At 49.5% G+C, this 14,032-nt stretch carries 14 protein-coding genes; 7 read left to right on the forward strand and 7 right to left on the reverse strand.

The genetic code is table 11. The features are described 5' to 3' along the window. Positions 1-20 precede the first annotated feature (20 nt). Positions 21-551 (reverse strand): cytochrome b561, encoded by a 531-nt coding sequence (gene cybB / locus D8682_RS03380; RefSeq protein WP_064546492.1) that lies wholly within the window; start codon positions 549-551, stop codon positions 21-23. Between the two features lie 190 nt (positions 552-741). Here cybB and gap point away from each other — a divergent pair, with 190 nt between their 5' ends. Further along, positions 742-1,743 (forward strand): type I glyceraldehyde-3-phosphate dehydrogenase, encoded by a 1,002-nt coding sequence (gene gap, locus D8682_RS03385; RefSeq protein WP_064546490.1) that lies wholly within the window; start codon positions 742-744, stop codon positions 1,741-1,743. 47 nt (positions 1,744-1,790) lie between these two features. Here gap and dbpA read toward each other — a convergent pair whose 3' ends face one another. Next, positions 1,791-3,164 carry an ATP-dependent RNA helicase DbpA gene (gene dbpA, locus D8682_RS03390; RefSeq protein WP_121813535.1) on the reverse strand — a complete coding sequence of 458 codons (1,374 nt, stop codon included), beginning with the start codon at positions 3,162-3,164 and terminating at the stop codon, positions 1,791-1,793. 353 nt (positions 3,165-3,517) lie between these two features. Between dbpA and D8682_RS03395 the strand changes: the two genes are divergently transcribed. Both D8682_RS03395 and ttcA read left to right on the forward strand, forming a co-directional pair. Further along, a complete protein-coding gene (locus tag D8682_RS03395) occupies positions 3,518-3,808 on the forward strand; it encodes a Bor family protein (RefSeq protein WP_064546488.1) in 291 nt (96 codons plus the stop codon). A 228-nt stretch (positions 3,809-4,036) separates the two neighbouring features. Further along, on the forward strand, positions 4,037-4,957 hold the full coding sequence (gene ttcA / locus D8682_RS03400; RefSeq protein ID WP_064546486.1) for a tRNA 2-thiocytidine(32) synthetase TtcA: 921 nt from the start codon (positions 4,037-4,039) through the stop codon (positions 4,955-4,957). Positions 4,958-4,994: 37 nt separating this feature from the next. Here the strand turns inward: ttcA and D8682_RS26650 are convergent, their stop codons facing one another. After that, entirely contained in the window at positions 4,995-5,144 is a 150-nt protein-coding gene (locus tag D8682_RS26650) for a hypothetical protein (RefSeq protein ID WP_157092952.1), read from the reverse strand. A gap of 276 nt (positions 5,145-5,420) precedes the next feature. After that, positions 5,421-6,404, reverse strand: coding sequence for a zinc transporter ZntB (zntB, locus tag D8682_RS03410; RefSeq protein WP_064546484.1), 984 nt, complete (start codon positions 6,402-6,404; stop codon positions 5,421-5,423). Positions 6,405-6,622: 218 nt separating this feature from the next. Between zntB and D8682_RS03415 the strand changes: the two genes are divergently transcribed. Both D8682_RS03415 and D8682_RS26655 read left to right on the forward strand, forming a co-directional pair. Continuing rightward, positions 6,623-7,711 (forward strand): GGDEF domain-containing protein, encoded by a 1,089-nt coding sequence (locus tag D8682_RS03415; RefSeq protein WP_121813537.1) that lies wholly within the window; start codon positions 6,623-6,625, stop codon positions 7,709-7,711. A 14-nt stretch (positions 7,712-7,725) separates the two neighbouring features. Then, entirely contained in the window at positions 7,726-7,824 is a 99-nt protein-coding gene (locus D8682_RS26655; RefSeq protein WP_157092951.1) for a YoaK family small membrane protein, read from the forward strand. Between the two features lie 62 nt (positions 7,825-7,886). Here D8682_RS26655 and D8682_RS03420 read toward each other — a convergent pair whose 3' ends face one another. Beyond that, on the reverse strand, positions 7,887-9,506 hold the full coding sequence (locus D8682_RS03420; protein ID WP_064546480.1) for an ABC transporter substrate-binding protein: 1,620 nt from the start codon (positions 9,504-9,506) through the stop codon (positions 7,887-7,889). A gap of 357 nt (positions 9,507-9,863) precedes the next feature. On the opposite strand from D8682_RS03420, the gene mpaA reads away from it, so the two are divergent. Then, the gene (gene mpaA / locus D8682_RS03425; RefSeq protein WP_064546478.1) at positions 9,864-10,574 is read left to right on the forward strand and encodes a murein tripeptide amidase MpaA; all 711 of its coding nucleotides are present in this window, start codon (positions 9,864-9,866) and stop codon (positions 10,572-10,574) included. A 4-nt stretch (positions 10,575-10,578) separates the two neighbouring features. On the opposite strand, the gene ycjG is transcribed toward mpaA, so the two are convergent. Continuing rightward, on the reverse strand, positions 10,579-11,544 hold the full coding sequence (gene ycjG, locus D8682_RS03430; protein ID WP_121813538.1) for an L-Ala-D/L-Glu epimerase: 966 nt from the start codon (positions 11,542-11,544) through the stop codon (positions 10,579-10,581). A 141-nt stretch (positions 11,545-11,685) separates the two neighbouring features. Between ycjG and tpx the strand changes: the two genes are divergently transcribed. Next, the gene (gene tpx, locus D8682_RS03435) at positions 11,686-12,192 is read left to right on the forward strand and encodes a thiol peroxidase (RefSeq protein ID WP_064546472.1); all 507 of its coding nucleotides are present in this window, start codon (positions 11,686-11,688) and stop codon (positions 12,190-12,192) included. A 194-nt stretch (positions 12,193-12,386) separates the two neighbouring features. On the opposite strand, the gene tyrR is transcribed toward tpx, so the two are convergent. Beyond that, a complete protein-coding gene (gene tyrR / locus D8682_RS03440; RefSeq protein WP_064546470.1) occupies positions 12,387-13,949 on the reverse strand; it encodes a transcriptional regulator TyrR in 1,563 nt (520 codons plus the stop codon). Positions 13,950-14,032 lie beyond the last annotated feature (83 nt).

A 14,032-nucleotide genomic window follows, 5' to 3' on the forward strand; every position in this document is an offset into this window, starting at 1 on the left:
AGCGACACCCGCCAATATACTCACTCTTTTTTGCCTGGCATCATGCGCAGCAAAGTGTTGTCTTTCCATACGTAATGGTGGAAAAGTGCCGCAAACGCATGAGTGCCGATGACGAAGTAGCCAATATTGGCGATGAGTTCGTGATAGCTTTTGATGGTGAATTCCATATCTTCATCAGGCTCCATCGCATGTGGCATAGAAATGCCAAATACCGACCAGTCACTGCCTTTGAAGTACACGGTTAAAAAACCGAGGATTGGCAGCGTAATAAACATCAAATAAATAATGGTGTGCACCAAATGCGACACGCCGATAATTGCCGGGTGCGGCTTAGGGATAATCGCAGGAGCACGGTATTTAATCCTTACCAGCAGGCGCGCAACCATCAAAAAGAACACGCTGATCCCGCAGGTGACGTGAGTGGCATTGAAGATTGGCCGATAAGAACGAGGTGCAAAACCTTTGAGTTCCATCGCGCAATAAGCCCCAACGACCAGTAAAAAAACCAACCAATGAAGCGTTATCTGTAACGCGGTGTATTTGCTACGCATTTGACTGCCCTGCTTTGTGACAATGATTTTGCCAGGATAACGGCAATTACTTAGAAAATCATTAAAATCACCTAAAATGACCTAACATTTCCGCTAACAGCGGGAGTTTGCCACCCCCTCATTTCTGAACTATCACTACAGTTGATTAAGATTCAAGCAGCCATCAACAGTTAGACATGAGGTTCTGGTCATGAAAAAAATCGGTATTAATGGTTTTGGACGTATTGGTCGACTGGTGTTGCGCCGCGTTCTGGAAACCAAAAGTGAAGTTGAGATTGTGGCTATCAATGATTTGACGTCGCCAAAGGTGCTGGCTTACTTGCTCAAGCATGACTCCAGCTATCGTAACTTCGACGGCACCGTAGATTTCACCGACGATTCTCTGGTGGTCAATGGCAAGAAAATAGCGGTGTATGCCGAGAAAGATGCCAAAAATATCCCATGGGGGGAAGATGGCGTTGAGATAGTGATTGAATGCACTGGGTTCTATACCTCGGAAGAAAAAGCCAGTGCGCATCTGGAGGCTGGAGCGAAGAAAGTGTTAATTTCTGCCCCAGCGGGGGATATGAAAACCATTGTTTTCAACGTTAACTGCAACACTATTACACCTGAGGATAAAATACTGTCCGTCGCTTCCTGCACCACGAATTGCCTGGCACCAATGGCAAAAGCGCTGCACGACAACTTTGGCATTAAACTCGGCACTATGACCACGATTCATGCCTATACCGGTACGCAATCGCTGGTTGACGGCCCGCGTGGCAAAGATCTGCGTGCTTCTCGTGCCGCCGCGCAAAATATCATTCCCCATACTACCGGTGCGGCAAAAGCCATTGGGCTGGTGATCCCTGAACTGCAAGGCAAACTCAAAGGACACGCGCAACGCGTGCCAACGTTGACTGGTTCAGTCACGGAGCTGGTGTCGATTCTGGGGAAAAAGGTCACGGTCGAAGAGATTAATGCAGCATTGAAAAAGGCCACCGAGGGCAATGAGTCGTTTGGTTATACCGACGAAGAGATTGTTTCTTCCGATATTGTCGGGACACATTTTGGTTCCGTGTTCGATGCGACTCAAACAGAAGTGACTGAGGTCGGTGATTTGCAGTTAGTGAAAACTGTGGCCTGGTACGATAACGAATACGGTTTTGTGACTCAGTTGGTGCGGGTTTTGGACGCTGTAGCGAAAGAGTGATAGCTACCCTCTCCCTGCGCTTATCCGGCGGGGAGAGGGTTATAAACTTACTTCAACAAACGAACTTTAACGGATTTGCCTTTGATTTTACCCTGCTGCAATTGCTTCCAGGCATGACGTGCAACGGATTCACGAACCGCGACATAAACGTGCATTGGATGAACATCAATCTTACCGATATCCGCACCATCCAGCCCCATATCACCGGTCAATGCACCGAGGATATCACCCGGACGCATTTTCGCTTTCTTGCCACCATCGATGCAGAGTGTAGTCATGGTCGCTTCAAGCGGCTTAATGCTGCCGCCCGTTGGGGCTGGTTGCCAGTTCAGAGACAAATTCAGCATTTCAGCTAACACACTGGCACGCTGTGCTTCTTCTGGAGCGCACAGGCTAATCGCCAGGCCGCTTTCGCCTGCACGAGCAGTACGCCCGATGCGGTGAACGTGAACTTCCGGGTCCCACGACAACTCGTAGTTAATGACCATTTCCAGTGCTTTGATATCCAGACCACGCGCGGCAACATCGGTCGCCACCAGCACGCGGCTGCTGCCATTGGCGAAACGCACCAGCGTTTGGTCGCGGTCGCGCTGTTCCATATCACCGTGTAGCGCCAACACACTTTGGTTGCTTTCCGTCAGCGCATCGCATACGGACTGGCAATCTTTTTTGGTATTACAGAACACGACACAAGACGCAGGCTGATGCTTGCTGAGTAATTTTTGCAACAGGCTGATTTTGCCGCTGCGGGAGATTTCATAAAACTGCTGCTCAACAGACGGCAATTCGTCTACTGAATCAATTTCGATAGTTTCTGGCGTGCGCTGCACACGAGAACTGATAGCGGCAATGGCGGTTGGCCACGTTGCGGAGAACAGCAACGTTTGCCTGTCTTGCGGCGCATGGCTGATGACTTCGTCAATTGCATCCGCAAAGCCCATATCCAACATCCGGTCAGCTTCATCCAGTACCAGTGTTTGCAGGGCATCTAAATTAACGGTCTCTTTTTTCAGGTGATCGAGCAAACGACCTGGCGTTGCCACAATCACATGAGGCGCGTGTTGCAGCGAGTCGCGCTGCGCACCAAACGGCTGGCCACCACAAAGCGTCAACACTTTGATATTTGGCATATAGCGCGCGAGACGACGTAGCTCTTTCGCCACCTGGTCTGCGAGTTCACGAGTTGGGCATAACACTAACGATTGAGTAATAAACTGGCTGGCATCAATGTGTTGCAGCAAGCCCAGACCGAATGCTGCCGTTTTACCACTGCCAGTTTTCGCCTGTGCACGGACATCTTTCCCAGCCAGAATCGCGGGTAATGCAGCCGCCTGAACAGGCGTCATGGTGTGGTAACCAAGTTCGGTGAGATTGGCGAGTTGTTCTGCTGGCAGAACGTTTAGGGTAGAAAAAGATGTCACAGTTATACTCTCAATTAATGGGCTGTCAGACAGCGTCTGGCGCGCATGTTAGCAGATTTGAGGGGGCTTCGCGGCAGTTTCCAGCAAAAGGAAGGCAATTAAAGGCACGACCTATATTTAAGTTGCAGCAGTCTATCCTGAATTGAATAAAGCCAGATGTGGGTAAACTATTGTGTTTTGTGCAAACGGTATCCGAAACGGACCAGGTAATAATGGATAAGTTTGGATTTACATATATTAAACGGTGGTTAAACGAATATAAGTAAATTCTCATACAGCTAATCGTAAGGCTGTAAATCCCTATATTTCAATGCGAGACTACGCGAAGTTCACACATAAAAAACAGGGTTGTTATGAAAAAGTTAATGATAGCGGTAGTAGCAGCAGCGGCATTATCTGGTTGTGCACAGCAGACTTTCACAATTAACAAAGATATTGCTGAGAAACCACAGCAAACAACGACACATCACTTCTTTGTTAGCGGAATTGGCCAGACCAAAACTGTTGATGCGGCGGCTGTATGTGGCGGTGCCGATAAAGTGGTTCGTACTGAAGTTCAACAAACGTTTGCCGATGGTTTCCTGGGCTTTATTACCTTTGGTATCTATACCCCACGTGACGCACGCGTTTACTGCTCTAAATAAGTATCATTGCCGGTGTCATTCACCGGCAGTTAATTATAAAAATAACCTTCCAGAATGATGCTATCCGACCATTGTCAGGCTGGCTGAAACGACAACCGTACTTCACTTGATGTTCATACCTCTTCCGAAACAGCGGTTACTGCAAAACGTGCTGGCATTCGGCGCGCTAATCCGTACCATACACGCCAGAATTACGCGTTATGCGTGTTGGTTTAGCCTGAGAACTTCATGACCAGTCAAAAAGAAACTTACAACCTGAACAAATTACAGAAGCGCCTGCGTCGTAACGTGGGTGAAGCGATCGCTGATTACAATATGATTGAAGAAGGCGACCGCATTATGGTCTGCCTGTCTGGCGGCAAAGACAGCTACACCATGCTGGAAATTCTGCGCAATTTGCAGCAGAGCGCGCCAATCAACTTCAGCCTGGTTGCCGTTAACCTCGATCAGAAACAACCGGGGTTCCCTGAGCATATCCTGCCTCAGTATCTGGAAAGCATCGGCGTTGAGTACAAAATCGTCGAAGAAAACACTTACAGCATCGTCAAAGATAAGATCCCAGAAGGCAAAACCACCTGCTCGCTGTGCTCTCGTTTACGCCGTGGCATTCTTTATCGTACTGCTACTGAGTTGGGCGCGACGAAAATCGCCCTGGGTCATCACCGCGACGACATCCTCCAGACGCTGTTCCTGAATATGTTCTACGGCGGCAAGATGAAAGGCATGCCACCAAAGCTGATGAGCGATGACGGCAAGCATATTGTGATTCGTCCGCTGGCTTACTGCCGTGAAAAAGACATCGAGCGCTTTGCCATTGCTCGTGAGTACCCGATTATTCCGTGTAATTTATGCGGTTCGCAGCCGAATCTGCAACGTCAGGTGATAGGCGATATGCTGCGTGACTGGGATAAACGCTACCCTGGCCGTATCGAAACCATGTTCAGTGCGATGCAGAATGTGGTGCCTTCACACATGTGTGATACCGAACTGTTTGACTTTAAAGGTCTTCAACATGGTGCCGATGTGGTTGATGGCGGCGATTTAGCCTTTGACCGCGAAGAGTTGCCGATGCAACCAGTGGGCTGGCAACCAGAAGAAGACGACAACGAGCAACCTTTGCAGCGCCTGGATATTCTCGAAATCAAATAAACACCTCGTCCCTCTCTCGCCCGAGAGAGGGAATTCCCTACATGTGCGGTGGCGGATCAATAATCGGCTTTGGGTCGGGGTCTAACGGATCGGGAAGTGGTTGCGGTCTTGGGATCGGGTCTGGAACGGGAGTCGGTTCACTCGGAAAGGTCGGGTCGCTCATCGTTAGGCTTCGATATGCAGTCATGATTGCCTCCTGTAGTACTCCGTTGAAACACGTTCCTTAAGCATAGACAACAAATCGCAGACAAAAAAAAGCCGACTTATAGTCGGCTCGTACGAATCAATTGTGCTATGCAGTAATTCTAAAAAAGGAAGTAAGACAATATGGAGCGCAACGCCCATCGCTTGACGTTGCATTCACCTGCGAGAGAGATAGTGCCTTGAACCGACGTTCCATTTATTGACCTCGCTCAATTATCACCGCCTTTTTTAGTCCGCCTGATGTTAAAAATGTTAAATTTTACAGCCATTTACTACGATGTAACCACCAGGCAACACCACCTATAAGAACCACCAACATGATGCAGAACATGCTGAAACCAAAATGCCAGCCGCCGCCAGGAATTCCACCTAAATTCACCCCAAATAACCCAGTCAAAAATGTGCTGGGTAAAAAGACCATCGCCATCAACGACATGGTGTAAGTGCGTCGCCCCATCGCTTCCTGCATCACCTGAGCGATTTCGTCCGTCATCACAGCGGTACGCGCAATACACGCATCTATTTCATCCAGTCCGCGTCCTAGCCTGTCGGAAATATCCTGCATCCGGCGACGATGATCGTCGGTCATCCACGGTAAGCGTTCGCTGGAAAGCCGGGCGTAAACATCACGTTGTGGTGCCATATAACGGCGCATTACGATCAGTTGTTTGCGCAGCAGGGCAAGATAGCCGCGTGGCGGGATTTGCTGGTCAAGCAGGTTATCTTCCAGGTCGATGATTTTATCGTGCAGCTGTTCGATAAATTCGCTGGCGTGATCGGTCAGCGCATCACAAACATCCACCAGCCAGGAGCCGCTGTCGTTCGGGCCTGCGCCCTCTTTAAGATCGTTGACCACATCATCCAGCGCTAATACCTGTCGCTGACGCGTAGAGACAATCAGCCGTTCATCGATATACAAACGCATGGCGACAAGCTGGTCCGGGCGTTCATCTGTGCTACCGTTAATGCAACGCAGAGTGATAAGAGTGCCCTCTCCTATGCGTGACACGCGCGGGCGCAAGCTTTCCCCTGCCAGAGCATCGCGAGCATAATTTGGTAGCACTGACGTCTTCGCCAGCCAGTTCGCACTCTCTGAATGGGTATAATTCAAATGCAGCCAGGCAGGATGCTCAGCATCAATAGTGTCGTTACTCTCGATGCTATCGACACCGCCTTTGCCATCCAATTGCCAGGCAAATACAGCATCCGGCACAATTAACTGATGTCCCTTGATGGTTTCCACTGCATTTCTCCACGTGTGACCACATTAATGCAGTTAGTCTAGCCGTCTTCTTTTGTTATGTAACTCGGAAAAATAGGCAAACACGCTGAATTTGCTCAATAAATAATGTTACATTTCTGTTGGTTTTTTAAATATTGCAATGCCAAAGCGGCATACGGAGATAAGCTTTGCGAGAAAGACGTAACGAGAGTCCTGATTTAGACTTTCGCCTTAAGAGCATGCGACAGCGCGCTATCACCGTGAGCGGCCCATGGTTTCTATGGGTTAACCTATTGTTCTGTTTATTTATATTAGGCCGTCATTATTTCTCACCACTGAAGCAAGTGGCCAGTATTACGCAGTCTTACCCCGCTATGGAAATCATCATGGCGCTGATTCTGGTTATTGCATCGTCGGCAATTTTTATTCTGCGTATGGCCCATGATCAATATGCGGAGTGGTTGAGCAAGTTTCTGCACGGAGCCCTAATGTGCATCAGCGCGTTATGGGTGGGCTGTTTTTACTTGTTTCTCGCCAGCGGTGATTCACGGATTGTTTTTCCCTTCGCGGCGTTACTGATTTTCACTGCGCTAATTTCACTTTATTTTGATGGCCGCGTGTTGCTCAGTTTCACTTTGCCTATTTGGGTGGTGATTCTGATATGTAATTTTGTCTACCCCTCAGAACTGACCGTACTCAATGCCTTACTCTACGTGCTGCTGGCCTGTCTTTTTGAGTCTGGTCGCCGGATTTTACGCGGCTGGTTTGTGTTAGCCATCAACCGCGAGCAAGAAAACAGAGTACTGATTAAGCAATTACAGAATCTGGCGAACCACGACCCACTGACTGGCCTTGCCAATCGCCGTTCTTTCCACTTGCTGTTGGATAAAGCAATGCAACGCCACGAGCAATGCGGTACGTCCGTATCGTTAATTATGTTGGATGTCGATTATTTTAAGAAATATAACGACCATTACGGGCATCAGGCGGGTGACGAGTGTCTGGTGAAGATTGCAAAATGCCTTGAGGCTGCAACACGTTCAATACATGATGTTGCCGCACGTTTTGGCGGAGAGGAATTTATTATATTGCTGCCTGAAGCCAATCAGCAGCAGGCCATTGAAGTGGCAAAACGAATCCAACAAAATATCCAGGATCTGGCGATTCAACATGCCGCCTCGCCTGTTGCACCTTATGTAACCATAAGCCTGGGTATTACGAATTTAACACCTGCGACTAACGCAACGCGTTTTATCGCTCAAGCCGATGCGGCGTTGTATAAAGCCAAAGAAGCGGGCCGCAACCAGTGGCAAATTTTTTCTAACTGACAAATGAGATAAAAATGAAAATTGGCGTTCTGTTTCCTATTGCGATCATCATTGCTGCAATCGTCTTCATCACCTGGTTTATTGTCGGCGGCTACGCAACCTCAACCTCCTGAAACGCAGTTTACTAAGGCTTATCCGCCCTTTTTAGTCGCGCGGATAAGCGTAGTGTTACCGGTTAATGTGCCACGATATACATGGTGCGGCTGTACGCGACATCTTCAGGGTTATTAATCGGATAACCTTTCAGCCACGGTTTGATCAAGCGACCATTGGTGTATTGATAAATCGGGGCGATTGGCGCCTGTTCCTGAATGATTCGCTCAGCCTGGTTGTAATCTTTATTCCGCGCAACATCCGTTGTTTCCTGGCTTGCCTGTTGCATCAGCTTGTCATATTCCGGCGAATTGAAGCGCGAAATATTACCACTGTGAGTAGAAGTTAACAGTGACAAGAAGGTGGATGGTTCATTGTAATCACCAACCCAGGACGCACGAATAACATCGAAATTGCCGGTATTACGGCTGTCGATATACGTTTTCCATTCCTGGTTTTGCAGTTTCACGTCCACGCCAAGGTTCTTCTTCCACATAGATGCCACCGCAATAGCAATCTTCTGATGGTTTTCCGAAGTGTTGTACAGCAGTGTCAGATTAAGTGGTTTGTTGGGGCCATAACCTGCCGCTTGCAGCAAAGTTTTTGCCTGAGCGTTGGCCTCTTCCTGGCTCATTTGCTCAAATGGTGAAGGTTCTGGTTTAAAACCTGCGGTCACATCAGGGGTAAAGCGCCACGCTGGCTTCTCACCGGTACCCAACACCTTATCTGCCATGATGTGACGGTCAATGGTCATGCTCAGAGCCAGGCGAACGCGTGCATCAGCGGTTGGCCCTTTCTGGGTATTAAACGCGTAGTAATACGTTCCTAATTGTGGCGGCGTATAAACCTGGCCTGGAATATCTTTTAGCAGCTTTTGATAGAGATTTTTTGGGAAGGATTCGGTGATATCGATATCCCCTGCCAGGTAACGTTTGGTCGCTGACGACTCCTGGTTAATCGGAATAAAGGTCACCTGGGTAATGACCGTTTTGCTGTTATCCCAGTAATTTTTGTTCTGCACCGCGACCAGTTTTTCGTTCACAACACGGTCTTTCAGGGTGTACGCACCATTGCCCACCAAATTACCGGGTTTGGTCCAGTCGTTACCGAATTTCTCTACCACTGCTTTGGGTACTGGATAGAACGAGAAGTTGGCCGTCAGATTCGGGAAATATGGTACCGGTTTATCCAACTGGATGCGCAATGTTCTGGCATCGACTGCCGTTACACCCAGTTTATCGGCTGGCATTTTTCCATCTATGATAGCTTGCGCATTATTGATACCTGCAAGGGCGGCAAACCAGGCGAAAGGTGAAGTGTTTTTTGGGTCAACCAGGCGCTGCCAGCTATAGACGAAATCTTGTGCTGTGACTGGCGTACCGTCCGACCAACGTGCGTCATTGCGTAAAGTAAATGTCCAGGTGCGGTTGTCATTACTTTGCCATTTGGTGGCCACACCAGGCTCCAGTTGCCCTTTTTCATTTTGGTTTACCAGGCCTTCAAACAGATCGCGAATGACCTGAATTTCTGGTAATCCCACCGCTTTTACCGGATCCAGAGAAGCGGGCTCATCTTTGATATGGCGCACCAGACTCTGGTCGGAGGCAAGTTGAGTCCCTGCAGGAATATCTGCTGCCCAGGCTTGTGAAAACGAGCAAGCAAGTGTTAATGCACAAGTGGTGATACGAAACCGATTTCTCATCAGTGCCCCTTTAGTTGTTTATTTTTGTAAGAGTAATACCTTGCCCAGATCGAACCATTAATGTAGCGCAATTACTTGTTTTGCCAATAAGAAAAACACCCCGCCAAGATGCAATTTATGTGGAGCATCTCACTCAAATGACCTTTTTACTCTTCCTGCGGGCATAATTTCGAATTCTTCTTGCGCACCGTTTAAACGCATTTTTTAAACCTCTTAAGCTGTCTCCATTTGAAAGTGAGGTGGCCGGATACCCAGCCTTAAGATACATAATGGCCTGGCATACAGTTGTTTCAGATGAGATTTTAACTAAACACTGCTATTAATAATGTCTTGCAACTCGTCACAGTAAGGACATTTATGCCCGGTCATCGCCCTCGCCCGCAACGAGGACATCTCCCTCCAGGAAGCGAACGCTTTGGAAAATCAGTTTTCGGCGCTCCGCTTATCTGGTTCCCAGCAGCACCCAGTGAGCAACGCAGCGGTTTGATCATTGCCGGAACACATGGCGATGAAAACGCAGCGATGGTCACGCTGTCCTGCGCACTGCGCACTCTTGAGCCTGAACATCGCCGCCATCATGTGGTGCTAGCGGTGAATCCTGACGGCTGCCAGTTGGGTTTGCGCGCCAATGCCAACGGAGTGGATTTGAATCGAAATTTCCCGGCTGCCAACTGGAAATCGGGCGAAACGGTTTATCGCTGGAACAGTAGCGCTGACAAACGTGATGTCGTGCTGTCGACGGGTAAAAAACCGGCGTCCGAACCGGAAACCGCAGCGCTGTGCCAGTTAATTCACACCTTGCAGCCCGCGTGGATTGTCTCTTTCCATGACCCACTGGGATGTATCGAAGATCCTGATAACTCGGTGCTCGGAGCCTGGCTTGCTAAAGCGTTTGAATTACCGCTGGTGACCAGCGTAGGCTACGAAACGCCCGGTTCATTTGGCAGCTGGTGCGCAGATTTAGGCTTGCCGTGTATTACCGCAGAATTCCCGCCCATCTCAGCTGACGAAGCGAGTGAGCGGTATCTGGATGCCATGATGGGCTTACTGCATTGGCAGAAGTCATAGAAATTTACGGATAAAGTTTGCCGGTTTCGAAGTGCAGCCCTGGCTCGACATCAACGGCCAGCCACGTTGGGCCATCGAGATCGGCAAAACGGACCTTCGCCGCTAGCGGCAATGCGGCGGCGATGGCCCGTGATGTGCACAACATGCAGCCGAGCATCACATCAAACCCTTGCTCACGCGCCGCTTGCGTTAACGCCAGCGCCTCGGTTAACCCACCGGTTTTATCCAGCTTCACATTCACCATTTCGTAGCGCCCTTTCAGCGCTGCCAGGCTTTCACGCGTATGGCAGCTTTCATCGGCACAAATCGGTAATGGGTGAATAAAGTTTGCCAGCTGGCTGTCTTGCCCTGCGGGTAATGGTTGCTCAAGCATCGCCACATTCAAATCAGCCAACAATTGGCAACGCGCTGCCAGACCTTCACTGTGCCAGGCTTCGTTAGCGTCAACAATAATGACAGCCTCCGGGGCTGCTGCACGAATCGCCACCATGCGCTCAGTAATCAACCGGTCATCAATTTTGACTTTCAGCAAACGTGCGCCTTTGTCCCATAACAGTTTTGCGGCTGCCGCCATTTGCTGTGGTTCAGCAATACTGACGGTTTGCGCCGTGGTGACCAACTCTGGTAATTCAACACCGGCCATATACGCCAGAGTACGTTTACTTTTCCGGGCTTCCAAATCCCACAACGCGCTGTCGATGGCGTTACGTGCCGCGCCTGCTGGAAGTGCGGCCTGTAATTGCGCACGCGACATCCCTTTTTCTAACTCAGGAATCAGGGTAGTAATTTGCGCCAGGACAGAAGCAACGCTTTCGCCATAGCGTGGATACGGTGTGCACTCGCCTACGGCTTTAATTCCATCCTCTTCAAGCTCCACCACCACGACTACGGCTTCGCTACGGGTACCGCGTGAAATCACAAAAGGCGTGTGAAGCGGCCAGGCTTCTTGATAAACCTTAACTGTTCTCATTGTTTTTCCAGTGTTCCAGGACATTCGCTGAGTATAGCCAGAGAACACTTTCACTTGCAGTATCAGTTTTTTATATTCAGAAGCTGAATACTGACATACACTGTTCGCGGCGTTAATTATATGTAAAAAGGAAAATCAAACATGTCACAAATCGTTCATTTCCAGGGCAACCCTGTAGCGGTTGCAGGTCAAATCCCACAAACTGGCAACAAAGCTGAAGCTTTTACTCTGGTAGCAAAAGATCTCTCTGATGTTGCACTGAGCCAGTTCGATGGAAAACGTAAAGTACTGAACATTTTCCCAAGCATCGATACCGGCGTTTGCGCCGCTTCCGTGCGCAAATTCAACCAACTGGCGACTGAAATGGATAACACAGTTGTGCTGTGTGTTTCTGCAGATCTGCCATTTGCACAGTCTCGCTTCTGCGGCGCTGAAGGCCTGAGCAACGTGATTACGCTGTCTACTCTGCGTAACCCGGAATTCCAGCAGGCGTACGGTGTGGGTATTTCTGAAGGCGCACTGAAAGGCCTGACTGCTCGTGCGGTTGTGGTTCTTAATGAGAAAAATGAAGTGGTATTCAGCCAGTTAGTGAATGAAATTACTAACGAGCCGGATTATACCGCAGCACTGGAAGCCCTTCAGGCTTAAGTGTGAATGCCCCCGCTAACCGAGGGCATTGTCCAGATGGCTGACAAAGGTCACTAAACAGGTGTTGTAGGGTGGATAAGCGCAAGCGTCATCCACCATTTTCGCCAGTTTTGTCGGATGACGCTTGCGCTTATCCGACCTACGAAAAGGTTTGTCATCAGTCTCGAATGCCCCGCTAACCAGGGGCATTATTCTTACGACTCTGTTTTTCTTTGGCTCAAGCCGTATTCACGCAATTTATTCGCAATCGCGGTATGTGAAACGCCAAGGCGTTTAGCCAGTTTACGCGTACTTGGATAAGTACGATAAAGCTGCGTCAGCACCGAGCGTTCAAAACGGCTGGTAATATCATCCAGCGACCCTTCCATCGCCTCTTCCCCAACCACCAAACTCGCGGTATCAAAATCAGGCAGCAGAATATCTTGTGGACGAAGTTCGTAACCTTCTAACTGGGTTAATGCGCGATAGATCGCATTTTTCAACTGACGCACGTTGCCCGGCCAGCCATAACGCGTGAGCACATTGCTCAAATCATTAGAGAGTTTCGGACGCGGCACCCCTTGTTCATCGGCAAACCGTGCCACAAACAGCTCAGTCAGCGGCATGATGTCTTGCGGTCTGTCGCGCAGCGGCGGCAAATTCAGCGTCAGGACGTTCAGGCGATAATAGAGATCTTCGCGGAACTCCCCTTTTTGTACCATCTCAATCAGGTTCTTTTGCGTCGCGCAAATCACCCGCACATCAACATGGACTTCATGCTCTTCACCTACCCGACGGAAGGTTCCATCGTTGAGGAAACGCAGCAGCTTAGTCTGCATGCGCGGTGACATTTCGCCAATTTCATCCAGCAGGACGGAACCGCCATTCGCCTGTTCAAAGAAGCCTTTTTTACCTTCTACAGCATTCGCATAAGCGCCTGGCGCATGGCCAAACAGCTCGCTTTCAACCACATCATCAGGCATCGAACCACAATTCAGTGCCAGATAAGGTTTTTGCGCTCGTGGGCTACCAAGATGGCAAGCATGCGCCAGCAAATCTTTACCGGTGCCGGTGTCACCAACAATCAACAGCGGCGCGTTTAGCATGGCCAGTTTGTGTGCCTGCTCGACGACATGGCGCATTTTCGGGCTGACGGCGACAATCTGGCTGAATGCACCCACATCGGTATTGGAGAGGTTTTGCAGTTGGCGACCCATACGCACCGTGGAGCGCAGCATTACTACCGCACCAACCAGCGAAGGACCGTCGTTTTCGTTATCCAAATGAACCGGCGTGATTTCCATCAGGAAATTTTGCCCGTTGATCACCACGTGTTCGGTATGTGACTCAACCGGCGCACTTTCAAGCCAGCGCATAAAGTTAAAACCGTTCACCAGGCTGGCAGCGTTATGGTTACGCAGTTTGTCTTCGTTTTGCCCAAACAGCGTGCAGCTTGCCGGGTTCGCCAGCTCCACTTTGCTTCTCATATCCAGCGAAAGTACCGGCTCTGGCAGCGCTTCAAGTAAAGCGCTCAGCGCACGATGCTCACGCTCAGAAGGCATCCACGGCACAGTACGCACGTCCGTGACCCCAGGAATACGGCGGATTTCAGCCATTAAACTGCTGAACGTGTCGAAATCGAGGGTAGAGAAATTCAGGTAAATTCGCCCAATTGGATCAATTTCGATCCCTCGCAAATCGATACTACGCAGCACAAGTAAATCAAGTAATTCTCGAGTCAGACCAAGGCGGTCCTCGCAAAAGACTTCCAGACGCATGGAGGTGTCCTTCAAATGCAAATTACGGAGTCATTGGGGATACTAATGATACCCCAGATACCGGGCAGTCTAAAGTGATGTGT

Origin of the sequence: Buttiauxella sp. 3AFRM03 (assembly GCF_003675305.1) — a bacterium.
Classification (GTDB): domain Bacteria; phylum Pseudomonadota; class Gammaproteobacteria; order Enterobacterales; family Enterobacteriaceae; genus Buttiauxella; species Buttiauxella ferragutiae.

Excerpts from the sequence above, each read along its gene's own strand:
- cybB (WP_064546492.1), bottom strand. The coding sequence starts at position 551 with ATGCGTAGCAAATACACCGCGTTACAGATAACGCTTCATTGGTTGGTT.
- gap (WP_064546490.1), top strand. The coding sequence starts at position 742 with ATGAAAAAAATCGGTATTAATGGTTTTGGACGTATTGGTCGACTGGTG.
- D8682_RS03395 (WP_064546488.1), top strand. The coding sequence starts at position 3,518 with ATGAAAAAGTTAATGATAGCGGTAGTAGCAGCAGCGGCATTATCTGGT.
- ttcA (WP_064546486.1), top strand. The coding sequence starts at position 4,037 with ATGACCAGTCAAAAAGAAACTTACAACCTGAACAAATTACAGAAGCGC.
- D8682_RS26650 (WP_157092952.1), bottom strand. The coding sequence starts at position 5,144 with ATGACTGCATATCGAAGCCTAACGATGAGCGACCCGACCTTTCCGAGT.
- D8682_RS03415 (WP_121813537.1), top strand. The coding sequence starts at position 6,623 with ATGCGACAGCGCGCTATCACCGTGAGCGGCCCATGGTTTCTATGGGTT.
- D8682_RS26655 (WP_157092951.1), top strand. The coding sequence starts at position 7,726 with ATGAAAATTGGCGTTCTGTTTCCTATTGCGATCATCATTGCTGCAATC.
- D8682_RS03420 (WP_064546480.1), bottom strand. The coding sequence starts at position 9,506 with ATGAGAAATCGGTTTCGTATCACCACTTGTGCATTAACACTTGCTTGC.
- mpaA (WP_064546478.1), top strand. The coding sequence starts at position 9,864 with ATGCCCGGTCATCGCCCTCGCCCGCAACGAGGACATCTCCCTCCAGGA.
- ycjG (WP_121813538.1), bottom strand. The coding sequence starts at position 11,544 with ATGAGAACAGTTAAGGTTTATCAAGAAGCCTGGCCGCTTCACACGCCT.
- tpx (WP_064546472.1), top strand. The coding sequence starts at position 11,686 with ATGTCACAAATCGTTCATTTCCAGGGCAACCCTGTAGCGGTTGCAGGT.
- tyrR (WP_064546470.1), bottom strand. The coding sequence starts at position 13,949 with ATGCGTCTGGAAGTCTTTTGCGAGGACCGCCTTGGTCTGACTCGAGAA.